The sequence below is a fragment of the Jannaschia faecimaris genome (genome assembly GCF_900107415.1).
GTDB classification, from domain to species: domain Bacteria; phylum Pseudomonadota; class Alphaproteobacteria; order Rhodobacterales; family Rhodobacteraceae; genus Jannaschia; species Jannaschia faecimaris.
The window spans coordinates 254,912-267,423 of the sequence record NZ_FNPX01000002.1 but is presented as its reverse complement, the minus strand read 5'-3'; the positions used below and the strand labels follow the sequence as shown (position 1 = coordinate 267,423).

The 12,512-nt window shown below is 63.4% G+C and carries 16 protein-coding genes; 8 read left to right on the top strand and 8 right to left on the bottom strand.

What is annotated here, in order from left to right:
• Positions 1-735 (bottom strand): alpha/beta hydrolase, encoded by a 735-nt coding sequence (locus BLV27_RS04130; RefSeq protein WP_092642810.1) that lies wholly within the window; start codon positions 733-735, stop codon positions 1-3.
• A gap of 45 nt (positions 736-780) precedes the next feature.
• Here BLV27_RS04130 and BLV27_RS04125 point away from each other — a divergent pair, with 45 nt between their 5' ends.
• Positions 781-1,245 carry an NUDIX domain-containing protein gene (locus BLV27_RS04125; protein WP_092642807.1) on the top strand — a complete coding sequence of 155 codons (465 nt, stop codon included), beginning with the start codon at positions 781-783 and terminating at the stop codon, positions 1,243-1,245.
• Here BLV27_RS04125 and BLV27_RS04120 read toward each other — a convergent pair.
• Positions 1,215-2,063, bottom strand: a complete 849-nt coding sequence (locus BLV27_RS04120) for a DMT family transporter (protein WP_092642804.1) — start codon at positions 2,061-2,063, stop codon at positions 1,215-1,217. The genes BLV27_RS04125 and BLV27_RS04120 overlap by 31 nt on opposite strands.
• A 150-nt stretch (positions 2,064-2,213) precedes the next feature.
• Here BLV27_RS04120 and BLV27_RS04115 point away from each other — a divergent pair, with 150 nt between their 5' ends.
• Positions 2,214-3,104: a cation diffusion facilitator family transporter gene (locus BLV27_RS04115; protein WP_092642801.1), complete on the top strand. Its 891-nt coding sequence runs from the start codon at positions 2,214-2,216 to the stop codon at positions 3,102-3,104.
• Here BLV27_RS04115 and BLV27_RS04110 read toward each other — a convergent pair.
• A complete protein-coding gene (locus tag BLV27_RS04110; RefSeq protein WP_092642798.1) occupies positions 3,091-3,753 on the bottom strand; it encodes a DUF2161 domain-containing phosphodiesterase in 663 nt (220 codons plus the stop codon). The two genes, BLV27_RS04115 and BLV27_RS04110, sit on opposite strands and share 14 nt — an antisense overlap.
• An 88-nt stretch (positions 3,754-3,841) precedes the next feature.
• Here BLV27_RS04110 and BLV27_RS04105 point away from each other — a divergent pair, with 88 nt between their 5' ends.
• Together BLV27_RS04105 and BLV27_RS04100 are read left to right on the top strand one after the other, a co-directional pair.
• Positions 3,842-4,762 (top strand): manganese-dependent inorganic pyrophosphatase, encoded by a 921-nt coding sequence (locus BLV27_RS04105; RefSeq protein ID WP_092642795.1) that lies wholly within the window; start codon positions 3,842-3,844, stop codon positions 4,760-4,762.
• A 52-nt stretch (positions 4,763-4,814) separates the two neighbouring features.
• Positions 4,815-5,597: a metallophosphoesterase family protein gene (locus tag BLV27_RS04100; RefSeq protein WP_092642792.1), complete on the top strand. Its 783-nt coding sequence runs from the start codon at positions 4,815-4,817 to the stop codon at positions 5,595-5,597.
• On the opposite strand, the gene BLV27_RS04095 is transcribed toward BLV27_RS04100, so the two are convergent.
• From BLV27_RS04095 to BLV27_RS04085, 3 genes are all read right to left on the bottom strand, one after another.
• Positions 5,582-6,514: a formate/nitrite transporter family protein gene (locus BLV27_RS04095; protein WP_092642789.1), complete on the bottom strand. Its 933-nt coding sequence runs from the start codon at positions 6,512-6,514 to the stop codon at positions 5,582-5,584. The genes BLV27_RS04100 and BLV27_RS04095 overlap by 16 nt on opposite strands.
• A gap of 67 nt (positions 6,515-6,581) precedes the next feature.
• Positions 6,582-6,977 carry a RidA family protein gene (locus BLV27_RS04090; RefSeq protein WP_211605476.1) on the bottom strand — a complete coding sequence of 132 codons (396 nt, stop codon included), beginning with the start codon at positions 6,975-6,977 and terminating at the stop codon, positions 6,582-6,584.
• 38 nt (positions 6,978-7,015) lie between these two features.
• Positions 7,016-7,516, bottom strand: coding sequence for an Lrp/AsnC family transcriptional regulator (locus BLV27_RS04085; protein ID WP_092642786.1), 501 nt, complete (start codon positions 7,514-7,516; stop codon positions 7,016-7,018).
• A gap of 233 nt (positions 7,517-7,749) precedes the next feature.
• On the opposite strand from BLV27_RS04085, the gene trxB reads away from it, so the two are divergent.
• The 3 genes from trxB (at position 7,750) to BLV27_RS04070 (ending at position 11,159) form a co-directional block, all read left to right on the top strand.
• Positions 7,750-8,775 carry a thioredoxin-disulfide reductase gene (trxB, locus tag BLV27_RS04080; RefSeq protein ID WP_092642783.1) on the top strand — a complete coding sequence of 342 codons (1,026 nt, stop codon included), beginning with the start codon at positions 7,750-7,752 and terminating at the stop codon, positions 8,773-8,775.
• Positions 8,772-9,077: a hypothetical protein gene (locus BLV27_RS04075; RefSeq protein WP_092642780.1), complete on the top strand. Its 306-nt coding sequence runs from the start codon at positions 8,772-8,774 to the stop codon at positions 9,075-9,077. The genes trxB and BLV27_RS04075 overlap by 4 nt, the downstream gene beginning before the upstream one ends.
• 360 nt (positions 9,078-9,437) lie before the next feature.
• The gene (locus BLV27_RS04070; RefSeq protein WP_092642777.1) at positions 9,438-11,159 is read left to right on the top strand and encodes a bifunctional sulfate adenylyltransferase/adenylylsulfate kinase; all 1,722 of its coding nucleotides are present in this window, start codon (positions 9,438-9,440) and stop codon (positions 11,157-11,159) included.
• A gap of 190 nt (positions 11,160-11,349) precedes the next feature.
• On the opposite strand, the gene BLV27_RS04065 is transcribed toward BLV27_RS04070, so the two are convergent.
• Together BLV27_RS04065 and BLV27_RS04060 are read right to left on the bottom strand one after the other, a co-directional pair.
• A complete protein-coding gene (locus BLV27_RS04065) occupies positions 11,350-11,595 on the bottom strand; it encodes a DUF1150 family protein (protein WP_244504529.1) in 246 nt (81 codons plus the stop codon).
• A gap of 32 nt (positions 11,596-11,627) precedes the next feature.
• Complete coding sequence (locus tag BLV27_RS04060; RefSeq protein ID WP_092642774.1) at positions 11,628-12,071, bottom strand: Hsp20 family protein; 444 nt, start codon at positions 12,069-12,071, stop codon at positions 11,628-11,630.
• A 217-nt stretch (positions 12,072-12,288) separates the two neighbouring features.
• On the opposite strand from BLV27_RS04060, the gene BLV27_RS04055 reads away from it, so the two are divergent.
• Complete coding sequence (locus BLV27_RS04055) at positions 12,289-12,510, top strand: YdcH family protein (RefSeq protein WP_244504528.1); 222 nt, start codon at positions 12,289-12,291, stop codon at positions 12,508-12,510.
• Positions 12,511-12,512 lie beyond the last annotated feature (2 nt).

Genomic DNA, 12,512 nt, shown 5'->3' with positions numbered 1-12,512 from the left:
TTAGTCACTCGTCAGGGTCTCGACCGCTTCCGTCAGGGTCTGGTCGTGGTCGAAGCGCCCGGTGCGAAGGAAGGTCAGTACCTGCGCGATGACCAGCGGCTGGTTCATCATGAAAGTGTGCGTCACGCCCATCGCGATGTGATCATCCATGCCCTCCACGCGGGTCGATTCGACCGAAACCTTGCCGTCGTCCGGCCCCGGCAGGACGGTTGACCAGACAGGGTTCAGGCTGCGCGTGCCCGCGATGATGCCAACGCCGGGCCAGACCGGGCCGAGTTTCGGCGGTAGGCCCTTGGTGCCGAGTTCGTTTCCGGCGGGGCCATTGATCCACTCAAAGGCGGCGATCTCGCCCAGCGTATCGACGATCTCGGACCCTTGGTTCGGCGGAGCGAGCATTACCGTCCGTCCCAGATTTGGGACCGTGTTGTGCGCCATCCACTGCCGCAACAGGATGCCACCCAAGGAATGCGTGACGAAATGGATATTCGGCGCATCGGCGCACTGCGCGATTACCGGGGGTAGGGCGGTGGCCGTCAGCCCCTCCACGGTATCGGCCGTGCTGTCGTAATCGCTGTTGGCGACGCGGTAGCCTTGCGCCAGCAAAGCCTCCTCCATGATCAGCAAGGACGAATCGGACCGTACCAGCCCGTGCAGCAGCACAACGCAGTCGGGGTCAGGGGTTTCGGCCCGGGCGGGTAGCGCCAGAATGATTAAGAGGAGAAGTGTGCGGATCATTCGTCTGACCTAGTGCGCGGGGCCGCGCCGCGCTAGGCATATCGGATGACATTGACGTCCCGTTCCATACGCTTGGCAGCCCGCGCCGTGCTTTTGCACGAGGATCGCCTGCTGTTGGTCAACGCATGGCCCGCCTCGAAGGGCAGCGATCTGTGGTGCGCGCCCGGTGGCGGGGCCGAGGCGCATAGCAGCCTGCCGGACAATCTGGCCCGCGAAGTGCACGAGGAGACAGGCCTGCGGGTGGCCGTGGGCGCGCCCTGCCTGATCAACGAATTTCACTCGCCACGGCGGCAGTGGCACCAGGTGGAGGTTTTCTTCCGCTGCACCCTGCTCGACGGCGCGCATCTGGACGCGGCATGGAGGGATCCGGAGGGGATCGTGACATCCCGTCGCTGGGTGACACGCGCAGAGATGGCGGAAATCACCGTCCGCCCCCGTGCGTTGGAAAGCGTGGCCTGGTCGGACGCGGATGTACCGGGCTACGATCCGCTCGAATTGATCTTGGAGTAGGGCTTCACCGTCGCCAGCGCGATGCCGGCAAGCACCAGCGCGCCCGCCGCGATCGCCCGCGCGCCCGGCACTTCGCCAAGCAGGACCGCGCCCGCGACCATCGCGATGACCGGCACGCCCAACTGTGCGACCCCCGCCGTGGCGACCCCCATTCGCGGCAGGACGCGGAACAGCATCGCATAACCGATCCCCGAGGCGATCGCCCCGGAGAGAGACGCCATCAAGATGCCGAACGGCGTGATCGCAGCCCCCCACCAGATCGGGAAGGCCGCCGCGAACATCGCCGTTCCGATCAGGAAGTTGCCCGCCGTTCCGGCCAGTGGTTTGGGCTCATACTTTCCGGCGAAGGAATAGGCGGCCCAGCCAAGCCCGGCGAGGATCATCAGCCCGGCGTCCAGCGGATCGGCCTGTACGCCTCCGCCCGGCAGCAAAAGCCACACGAGGCCCGCGAGGGCCAGCCCCATGCCAGCGACGCGCACCGGGCCGGATCGTTCGCCGCGGATCAGCGACAGCGAGAACATCCCCAGTTGTACGGTTGCAAACAGGATCAGTGCACCCAGACCCGCGTCCAGCGTCCGGTAAGCCAGCGAGAACCCCAGCAGGTAGATCACCAGTGCCAGCGCCGCGCCCCAGCGTCGCCCGCCCCTCAGCGTGATCCCGCGTCGGGCGGCCAGCAGGGCCAGCACCCCCGCCCCAGCCGCCACGCGGATCGCGGCAAAGGCCAGCGGGTCGGTTCCATCCAGCACCCCCGCCCGCGTCAGCAAGGAATTTGCGGCTAGAAAGCACAGGGCGAGAAGGGTCAGTGCGGCTAGTTTCATGGCCCCTTCCTGCGCCGACCCGCTGCGCCTGTCTAGGTGAGTTCCGAATATCGTTGCCACACGATCCGGTCCAAACGCCCGGACCCTGCGTATTGCGCGGCGCGGCATGCGTGCCTATCAGCCGTGGACAACCGACCGGGGGGGCGGACAGTGGCGACCGTCATGAAACTCGCAATCGGCAGCCTGTTCATCGGCGTTGCCGTCCTGGCCCTCAAGGGGCTGGCCTATTGGCTGACGGGGTCGGTGGCGTTGCTGTCCGATGCCTTGGAGAGCACGGTGAACGTCGCCACAGCGCTGGCTGCACTGATCGCGATCCGCGTGGCTGCCATGCCCGCCGATGCCAATCATCCCTATGGTCATCACAAGGCGGAGTTTTTCAGCGCGGTTTTCGAGGGCGTGATGATCGTAGTTGCCGCCCTGTTGATCCTGCGGGAGGCTTGGGACGGACTGCGGATGCCCGTGCCATTGGATGCGCCGGTCGAGGGGCTGGCGGTCAACATGCTGGCGACGGTGATCAACGCGGCCTGGGCTTTCCTCCTGATAAGGGGTGGACGGCGGCACGCCTCGCCCGCGCTGTTGGCCGATGGACGTCACCTGGTGGCCGATGTGCTGACCTCCAGCGGGGTGGCAGTGGGGGTGGTTCTTGCGGTGGCGACGGGCTGGTGGATCCTTGATCCGATCATGGCGATTCTCGTGGCGCTCAACATTCTTTGGTCGGGCACCAAGGTCATCAAGGACTCGCTAAGCGGCCTGATGGACGAGGCGCTGCCGGACGAGACTCTTGCCCGGATCGAGGCGATCATCACGACCGAAGCCACCGGCGCGGTCGAGGCGCATGACCTGAAAACCCGCCACGCGGGTCGCGCCACCTTCATCGATTTTCATTTGGTGGTGCCAAGCGAGACGACCGTTTTCGAAGCTCATGAGATTTGCGACCGGATCGAGGCTGCCCTGAAAGCGGATGTCAAAGGTGCCAGTATCGCCATCCACGTCGAGCCGGAGCACAAGGCCAAGGAAACCGGCGTCATCACTCCGGACTGACGCACGTTTCGCAGGCCTCGCGGCCAGTTTCGCTGAGGGCATAGACACCCTTTTCGACTTTCGCGAACCAGCCGTAATGGTTGTCGCGCATGATCGTGGTCGCCCGCGCCACCCCTGTCGCGGCCTTGACCGCGCTGCCCTTGCAAGGGCCTGCCTGAGCCAGGTGCTCCGCAACCGCCAGCGCATCCTGCCGGTAGGCGGTCACCAGCCCGATCCGCGTCGCGCCGCCCTGCGTCGGGTCACCGCGACGGCTGGCGAATTCGCGCAGCAGACGTTCCCGCGGCTTTTTCTGCAGACGCGGCTGGAACGGGCCGGGGTCGCAATGCACCGTCACCAACCCGTCGGATCCCCGCACCGTCAGCACGCCCAGCCCCAGCCGTCGCGCCAGTTTGAGGTTGGCCTTCAGGGCCGACCAACCCCGCTTGCCCGCCACGTCGGGCACGGCAACGTAGACGTGCGGCGTGACCGCTTGTCGGTCGATACCCTGATGCACCAGCGCCAGCGAAAACCCCGTCTTCAATTCCACGATCACCGGCGGCTCGTCGTTTCGCACGGCCACAACGTCGGCCGGGCCGATTTCGCCCTTCACGGCGTAGCCTTGGGCTTCAAGGAAGGCCTTGATCGGTGCGTAAAGGTCTGTTTCTCGCATGGTGCCGCCTGTTTCCCTGCCGCCCCGTGACAAAAGGGCGAACGCGCGCTAAAGCCGCCGCGACCCATTCTCAGCACGGATGCACGCAATGACCACCCTCGTTTTCGGCCACAAGTCACCAGACACCGACTCCACCGGCAGCCCGATCGCCTGGGCATGGTACCTGAACGAGGTCGCCGGGGTCGCCGCCGTGCCCGCCCTTTTGGGTGAGCCGAACACCGAGGCGTTGTGGATGCTGCAGAAGTGGGACCTGCCCAAGCCGCAGATCATCGCGGATGTCGACGCCGGCCAGCCCTGTGTCATCGTCGACACCAACAACCCGGCCGAGCTGCCCGCCGGTATCAACGCTGCCGATGTTCGCGCGATCATCGATCACCACAAGCTGGTGGGTGGCCTCGAAACCGCGGGCCCGATCGATATCACGATCCGCCCGCTGGCCTGCACCGCCACGATCATGGCCGACCTGATGGGTCAATCATTGTCGTCGGCCCCCGCTGCGATCAAGGGCGCGATGCTGACCTGCATCCTGTCGGACACACTGGAATTCCGCAGCCCGACCACAACCGATCACGATCGCGCCCTTGCCGAGCGTCTGGCGGGTGAGCTGGGCATCGACATCGCCTCTTATGCCGCTGAAATGTTCGCCGCGAAATCCGACGTTTCGGCGTTCTCGGAGGCTGAACTGCTGCGGATGGATTCCAAGGAATACGCGGTTGAGGGCACGAAATTCCGCGTCTCGGTCCTTGAGACCACCTCGCCGGAGGCGGTGCTGTCGCGCAAGGACGCCCTGATGGCTGCCATGCCCGGCGTCGCAACGCAGGACGGGGTCGAGCAGGTCCTGCTCTTCGTGGTCGACATCCTGGCCGAGGAGGCGACGCTATTGGTCCCCAACGACCTGACCAAGACGGTCGCAGAAAAGAGCTTCGGGGTCAGCGTTTCGGGCGATACGGTCGTCCTGCCGGGCGTCATGAGCCGCAAGAAGCAGATCATTCCGGCGCTCAAACTGTAGGCTGCGCACGCCGCGCCTTGACGGGCGGCCCTGCCGGGTCGTCAACTGGGGCATGACACACCTCACGCCGCACCGCGTCGCCGTGATCGCAGACATTCACGGAAATGCCGACGCCCTGTCGGCGGTTCTGGCTGATGTGGATGCGCATAACGTCGATCTGATCCTGAACCTCGGCGATCACTTCAGCGGGCCGCTTGCGACCGCTGAGACGATGGCCCTCATCCGCGCGCGGGAGATGCTTTGCCTGCGCGGCAATCACGACCGCTGGATGACTGAGCAGGCCCCGGACGATATGGGGCCGTCGGACCGCACGGCCTTTTCGGAACTTGGTGTTGCAGATCTCGACTGGTTGCAGGCGTTGCCCGCCACGATTGGTGTCGGCGATGACATTTTCGCCTGTCATGCGACGCCGGAGGATGACCTGACCTACTGGATGCACAGCGTTCAACCAACCGGAGAGGTTGCGGGCCGGCCCGTGGCCGAGGTAACGCGGCTGGCCGGTACGCGGGCCGAACGAATCCTGCTGTGTGGACATACGCATTTGCCGGGCGAGGCCCGGCTGCCGGATGGACGGCGGGTTCTGAATCCCGGCAGCGTAGGCCTGCCCGCTTATGATGACGAAGAGCCGGTGTTCCACGTGGTGGAGGCGGGGACACCGGATGCCCGCTACCTGCTTCTGACCCGGTCGGATCAGGGGTGGCGGGCCGATTGGCGCAGCCTGCCCTATGACGTGTCACGTATGGCGGCTCTGGCCCGCCGCCGCGGACGCCCGGATTGGGCGCACGCGCTGGAGACGGGGCGGATGCCCCGACGCGGTGCTCACATCTCGTCGTGAACCTGTCCGTAGGCCAGCATCGCAAACAGGCCCGTGCCGCCCAGGATGTTGCCGACGAGCATTGGCAGAATGTGGTGGCTGAAGGCGGTCAGAAGCCCCAGCTCGCCCGTGAAGACCAACGTGAAAATCTCGTTTGATCCGGCGACGACATGCGTGAACTCGCCCGCGGCGATCAGCCAGGTGAACATGATGATCAGCAGCAACTCCGACCCCTTGGCCGAAGGCAGCATCCACACCAGCGCCGCGATGAAGAACCCCGAAGGAATGCCCCGCAGCAACGACTCGGAAACCGAAAGCTCCGCCACATGGTGGGAAATGCCGATGATGCCCCGGAGGATTTCGGGTGTCAGGATATTGCCGTGTACGGCCAATCCCGCGGTCACGAAGGTTCCGACCATGTTGGCGGCGAACACGATACTCCAAAGTCGGGCGATGCAGAAGAATCCGTGCGCGGTCGGCTTCGCCAGAACCGGCAAGACAACGGTAATCGTGTTTTCCGTGAACAGTTGCAGGCGGCACAGGATCACCAGCACGAAGCCGAACGTGTAGCCCAACGCCTGGAACAGGATCAGATAGGGGTGATCTTCACCAAGGTTCGCGCGGATCACGCCCACCATCAGAACGGAAGTCGATATGCCAAGGCCCGCCGCCACGCCGGACCACCACAGGGAGGTCTTGGGCCGATGCAATTCCTCCTCGCCTTCGCGCAGGATAACGGAATAAACGCTGAGTGCAGAGAGTTTCAGGCGCTCGCTGACGGCGTTCCGCTCCTCGCTGGTGAGCGCTTCTTCCGTGGTGGTGAGCGTCTGCTCCCGTTCCTCCCGTTCGCGAACCTTGGCGTCGGTTCTCGCTTTCGATTTGCGTTCGTTGCTGGCCTCTTCGCCCTTTTTCTGGCGGGCTTCCGCGTCGTCACTCATCGATGCACTTCCCAAGCTTCCCGATTGTCTAATTGGGGCGTTCGGTCGCGGCGTCCAGAGGTACGTATCAGGGGCGTCGCGCGACCATGTCGATCTCTACCAGCGCACCCACGGCCAGACCTGTAACGCCGATGCACGTGCGCGCAGGCAGTTTTCCTTCGGCGAAGAATGCCTGATAGGCCTGATTCATCGCCGCATAATCGCGGTCGAACTCCGTCAGGTAGACTCGCGCCTGCACCACGTTCTCCAGCCCCAGATCCATCCCCGACAGCACCAGTTTCAGGTTGTCCATGACGCGCCGTGTCTGGGCCTCGACGCCATCGGGCAGGGGGCGATCCGGCTCGCCTGGCCAGGTCGGCATCTGTCCGGTCAGAAAGACCCAGCCATCGACCTCGGTGCAATGAGAGAAAGTCGCGACGGGCTGCGGAGCCGCATCGATCATGTGGAAAGAGGGCAGGGGCATGCTGGGCCTTTCGTGTCGTGCGGATGGCAATTACGAGGTCAGGCGTCCTGCGCCAGACGCGCTTCCAGAACATCGAACGGCACACCGGGCTCATCCTTGGCCACCCGGATCACCAGCGAGGTCTTCACGCTGGCCACGTTTTCGGCCGCCGTCAGAGAGCCGGTCAGGAACGACTGGAATGTCGACAGATCGGGTGCCACGCATTTCAGGATGAAGTCCGTTTCGCCGTTGAGCATGTGGCATTCACGGACCAGCGGCCAGCCACGGCAAAGTCCCTCGAACGCCGAAAGGTCAGTCTCGGCCTGCCGGACCAGCGAAACCATGGCAAAGACCTGAACCTCGAATCCAAGTTGCCGCGCGTCCACGTCGGCATGGTACCCTTGGATCAGGCCTGCTTCCTCCAATGCACGAACGCGCCGCAGGCAGGGCGGGGCACTGATACCGACGCGCCTGGCCAGCTCGACATTCGTCATTCGTCCATCGGCTTGCAGCTCGGACAAAATCTGGCGGTCGATGGGGTCAAGGCGGCTGGTGGGCATTGGTTTAACCTGTTGGCTGGTTTTCGCATTCATGTCTCACGCTGGCGGGTGGTGCGCAACAATATTTCGGATTAACGCAAGATTATTTCCGCCAAAGCCGTATTGGACCGGTTGCACGTTGGGTGGCGGGGCGCTGCCCTGCTGCATTTCCGGGGTGAATGGCCGGCAGTGGGGGTTTTCCCCGCCCCCCCTTGGCCCCTATATCAATCCTCCAGACAGCAAAGGGTCCGACCATGGCAGATTCGACGACGGCCACGCGCCATTCCAAGGTTCTCATCATCGGCTCCGGCCCGGCGGGATATACCGCAGCCGTTTATGCAAGCCGGGCAATGCTGGAGCCGCTTCTGGTGCAGGGGATTCAGCCCGGCGGTCAGTTGACCATCACCACTGAAGTCGAGAACTGGCCCGGCGACACCATGGTACAAGGGCCCGACCTGATGGTGCGGATGGAGGCCCACGCCCGCGAGGTGGGGACCGAGATCGTCAGCGATCATATCGCCTCGCTCGACCTGTCCAAGCGTCCGTTCACTGCGACCAGCGATTCCGGCACGGTCTACACTTGCGACGCGCTGATCCTGGCGACGGGTGCCCAGGCGAAATGGCTGGGCCTTCCGTCGGAGGAGCATTTCAAGGGGTTCGGGGTCTCGGCCTGCGCGACCTGTGACGGGTTCTTCTATCGCGGCAAGGAGATCGCCGTTGTCGGCGGCGGGAACACCGCCGTGGAAGAGGCGCTGTTTCTGACCAACTTCGCGTCCAAGGTGACGCTGATCCACCGTCGGGACTCTTTGCGTGCCGAGAAGATCCTGCAGGATCGTCTGTTCAAGAACCCAAAGGTCGAGGTGATCTGGGACCACGGCGTCGAGGAAGTCCTGGGCGGCGAGAACCCGCGCGGCGTTGAGGGGTTGCGCCTGAAGCACACCAAGACCGGCGAAACGCGCGAAATCGCGGTCGAAGGCTTTTTCGTTGCGATCGGCCATGCGCCAGCGTCCGAGCTGGTGAAGGATACGCTTGAACTTCACAACGGCGGCTACGTTGTGACCGCGCCGGACTCGACCGCGACATCAATTCCCGGCGTGTTCGCCGCCGGCGACTTGACCGACCATATCTACCGCCAGGCGGTCACGTCGGCCGGAATGGGCTGCATGGCCGCGCTGGAGGCGGAGCGGTTCCTGGCGGAACACGGCCTCGACAGCGAAATCACCCAGGATCAGACCGAGCCTCTGGGCCATGGCGCACCGGCGGAGGAGCCGGCGGAATGATCCGGCTGGTCGCCGTAGCCTTGGCACTGGTCAGCCTTGCGGCCTGTGGCGGCAGTGCAAGTTCGGGCGGCGAGACGGCGGCGGCGCGGACCCTGTCCTTCGGCGGCGGCACCTGTCCCGATCCCGATCCCGTGCGCGACGGTCCATTTGTCGATGCGATCCGGACGGGCGATGCGCGCCCGGTCGAAGCGATCCTCGCGCAGCGACCCGATGATCCGCGCGCCTTGGCCGCCCAAGCCATCATAACCGCGCGGCCCCCCCCCGATCCGGCACAGGCCGCCTGCTTCTCTCCCTATTTCTAGCCGACGACCGAAACCTAAGTAGGGCGGGGGGAATGCTGCAATCAGGTCAGCCGGGGGCTTTCCGGGTGAACCTATCTCGGCCGTGACCGGGCATTGGGGCACCCTTCGCCGCTGGATTTCAGAATAGCGCATTTCGAGGCCTCCGGATGACTGAGGCCCCTGTTCGGCTCCAGAATCGGAATGAACCTTTTTTTGGGCGGAATGCCCGTCAATGTTCACCCGCCGGATAGGCACTGCCTTGTGCCCGTTGCAGGCCGGCATTGCGGGCCGGACAACTTGAAATCGTGCCGTGTATGTGAATAGAGGCGGGCATCTCTAACAAACCGCGCCTTGTCCGGGCGACACGAGAAAGATCTCTTAATGTCCTTTAACATATCCAACCTTGCGCCGATTCCGGAACTGTACGTCAATTACGACAGCGCTCGGAAGTTGAAGCTGGAAGCCGGGGACATGCTCAGCTGGGATCTGACGCCGCGCCAGATGTGCGATCTGGAATTGCTGATGAACGGCGGGTTCAACCCGCTGAAGGGCTTCCTCGGTCGCGCGGATTACGAGGGTGTGGTCGAGAACATGCGCTTGGCCGACGGCACGCTGTGGCCCATGCCGATCACGCTGGACGTGTCCGAAAAGTTTGCCGAGTCGATTGAAGAAGGCAAAGACATTGCCCTGCGTGATGCGGAGGGTGTGATCCTCGCTATCCTGTCGGTCAGCGACGTATATCGTCCCGACAAATCTCGTGAGGCCGAAAAGGTCTTCGGTGCCGACGATCTTGCACATCCGGCCGTGAATTACCTGCACAATACCGCGGGGGCGGTTTACGTTGGCGGTGCGATCACCGGGATTCAGGCCCCGATGCATTATGACTTCCGTGCGCGCCGCGACACTCCCAACGAATTGCGTGCCTATTTCCGCAAGCTGGGCTGGCGACGCATCGTGGCGTTTCAGACGCGCAACCCCTTGCACCGTGCCCATCAGGAACTGACATTCCGCGCCGCACGCGAGGCGCAGGCGAACCTGTTGATCCACCCCATCGTCGGCATGACCAAGCCGGGCGATGTCGATCACTTCACGCGCGTGCGCTGCTACGAGGCGGTGCTGGATCAATACCAGTCCTCGACCACGACGATGTCGCTGCTCAACCTTGCGATGCGCATGGCTGGCCCGCGCGAGGCGGTCTGGCACGGTCTGATCCGCCGCAACCACGGTTGCACCCACTTTATTGTCGGGCGTGACCACGCGGGCCCCGGAAAGAACTCCGCCGGCGATGATTTCTATGGCCCGTACGATGCGCAGGATCTGTTCCGCGAACACGAGGCCGAAATCGGTGTGGAAATGGTCGACTTCAAGCACATGGTCTACGTGCAAGAACGCGCCCAGTACGAGCCCTCGGACGAGATCGAGGACCGCGACAACGTCACGATCCTGAATATCTCGGGCACGGAATTGCGCCGCCGTCTGCGCGAAGGTCTGGAAATCCCGGAGTGGTTCTCCTTCCCGCAGGTCGTAGAGGAACTGCGCCGGACATCGCCGCCGCGGGACAAGCAGGGCTTCACGGTGTTCTTCACCGGCTTATCGGGGTCGGGCAAGTCGACCATTGCCAACGCGATCATGGTCAAGCTGATGGAAATGGGCGGGCGTCCCGTCACGCTGCTTGACGGCGATGTCGTCCGCAAGCACCTGTCGAGTGAGCTGACCTTTTCCAAGGAACATCGCGACATCAACATCAAACGCATCGGGTATGTCGCCAGCGAAATCACTAAGAACGGTGGCATTGCGATTTGCGCGCCCATCGCGCCCTATACCGCGACCCGCCGTTTCGCCCGCGAGATGATCGAAGCCTTTGGTGCCTTCGTGGAGGTGCACGTCGCCACCTCTCTGGAGGAGTGCGAAAAGCGGGATCGCAAGGGCCTCTACAAATTGGCGCGTGAAGGGAAAATCCCTGAGTTCACTGGCATTTCCGACCCCTACGAGGCACCGACTGATGCCGAGTTGGTCGTCGATACCGAAGGCTTCGAGGTCGACAACTGCGCGCAGCAGGTTCTGTTGAAGCTGGAATCGATGGGCCTCATCTCGGGCAGCTGAGTTCCTGCTTAGACGAAATTCATAGTGCCCGGGGAATTGCACCTCGGGCACGCTCCGATAGCCGGATTATATGGTGTTTGCCGAATGTCTCAAACCGAACGCGCGGTTTCGTTCCTGACTTCGGCCACACCCAACGAAAAACCGCCCCGGAGGGCGGTTTTCTTATGTCATGGCCTATCGGACACTTTCGTCAGTGTACGCTTACCGGATTGAGGTCGTTTTCCCGTGCAAGGTTGAATGCCAGGCTGCGGTCCCCGACCAGTGCGACCTGTTCGCCGTCAGCGCGGTGCAGCGCATAAAGTTCATCAAGGCCGCCCTCGCGGGCTTGTTCCTGCACAGCATGGGGCAAATCCTCGACGTCAACGCGCCGGACATAGACCAGCGATCCGCCAAGGGACTCGATCTTGCTACGCTGTTCGCTTGTGGTCATGGGCATTGTGTCGTTCCTTTCCCGCGTTCCTGTGGCGTTCAATCGTTGGCCGAAGCGCGGGCCTTGGCCGGTCCGCTCTCGATGCGTATTGTCTGCACCACGTTCTCGGGTGCCGACCGCTGCAAATCGATGTGCAACAGGCCATGTTCAAGGGATGCCCCCGCTACGTCCATCCCATCAGCAAGCACGAACGCGCGCTGGAACTGGCGGGATGCGATGCCGCGATGCAGGAACACACGCTCGTCGTTTTCAGGCTGGGATCGACCCCGGATCACCAATTGGCGATCCTCCAGCGTGATGGACAGGTCGTCTTCGCAAAAACCCGCGACGGCCAGCGTGATGCGCACCTGCGTGTCCGAAGTCTGTTCAATGTTATAGGGGGGATACCCCTCGTTTCCGGTGCGCGCCGTGCGCTCCACCAACCGTTCAAGCTCATCAAAGCCGAGCAGGAAGGGATGCGTGCCGAAGGTCGGCTTGGTCATCGTTCGGGCCCTTTCATAAAGCGATCCGATTTAGTCGATCCGGCCCTATTCAGGCACCGGACACATTCATAATGTGGGCATCCGCCGGCCTTTGCGCAAGTCTGGCGCGCTTCGTGACGTGGATCGCTACGCGGACACTCCGTCAGTTCTGGACCGAAACATTGGACGAAACGGACCGCGCGGTATAACAGGCGCTCAATCTGTCCGAGGCTAACCCGTGAACAAAGCTCCCGAAGAACTCAGTCACGACGACGTGCTGCGCATGCGCCTAGAGGTGCTGCGCCAGGATCACCGCGACCTGGACGTCGCGATCAAGGCGCTGGAAGGCAGCACGGCCCCCGACCTTCTGGTCATCAAGCGGCTGAAGAAGCAGAAGCTGAGCCTCAAGGACCGCATCGCGCGGATCGAGGACGAACTGACCCCTGACATCATCGCCTGAGG

Coding starts and splice junctions, on each gene's coding strand:
- BLV27_RS04130 (WP_092642810.1), bottom strand. CDS start 735: ATGATCCGCACACTTCTCCTCTTAATCATTCTGGCGCTACCCGCCCGG.
- BLV27_RS04125 (WP_092642807.1), top strand. CDS start 781: ATGACATTGACGTCCCGTTCCATACGCTTGGCAGCCCGCGCCGTGCTT.
- BLV27_RS04120 (WP_092642804.1), bottom strand. CDS start 2,063: ATGAAACTAGCCGCACTGACCCTTCTCGCCCTGTGCTTTCTAGCCGCA.
- BLV27_RS04110 (WP_092642798.1), bottom strand. CDS start 3,753: ATGCGAGAAACAGACCTTTACGCACCGATCAAGGCCTTCCTTGAAGCC.
- BLV27_RS04105 (WP_092642795.1), top strand. CDS start 3,842: ATGACCACCCTCGTTTTCGGCCACAAGTCACCAGACACCGACTCCACC.
- BLV27_RS04100 (WP_092642792.1), top strand. CDS start 4,815: ATGACACACCTCACGCCGCACCGCGTCGCCGTGATCGCAGACATTCAC.
- BLV27_RS04095 (WP_092642789.1), bottom strand. CDS start 6,514: ATGAGTGACGACGCGGAAGCCCGCCAGAAAAAGGGCGAAGAGGCCAGC.
- BLV27_RS04090 (WP_211605476.1), bottom strand. CDS start 6,977: ATGCCCCTGCCCTCTTTCCACATGATCGATGCGGCTCCGCAGCCCGTC.
- BLV27_RS04085 (WP_092642786.1), bottom strand. CDS start 7,516: ATGCCCACCAGCCGCCTTGACCCCATCGACCGCCAGATTTTGTCCGAG.
- trxB (WP_092642783.1), top strand. CDS start 7,750: ATGGCAGATTCGACGACGGCCACGCGCCATTCCAAGGTTCTCATCATC.
- BLV27_RS04075 (WP_092642780.1), top strand. CDS start 8,772: ATGATCCGGCTGGTCGCCGTAGCCTTGGCACTGGTCAGCCTTGCGGCC.
- BLV27_RS04070 (WP_092642777.1), top strand. CDS start 9,438: ATGTCCTTTAACATATCCAACCTTGCGCCGATTCCGGAACTGTACGTC.
- BLV27_RS04065 (WP_244504529.1), bottom strand. CDS start 11,595: ATGCCCATGACCACAAGCGAACAGCGTAGCAAGATCGAGTCCCTTGGC.
- BLV27_RS04060 (WP_092642774.1), bottom strand. CDS start 12,071: ATGACCAAGCCGACCTTCGGCACGCATCCCTTCCTGCTCGGCTTTGAT.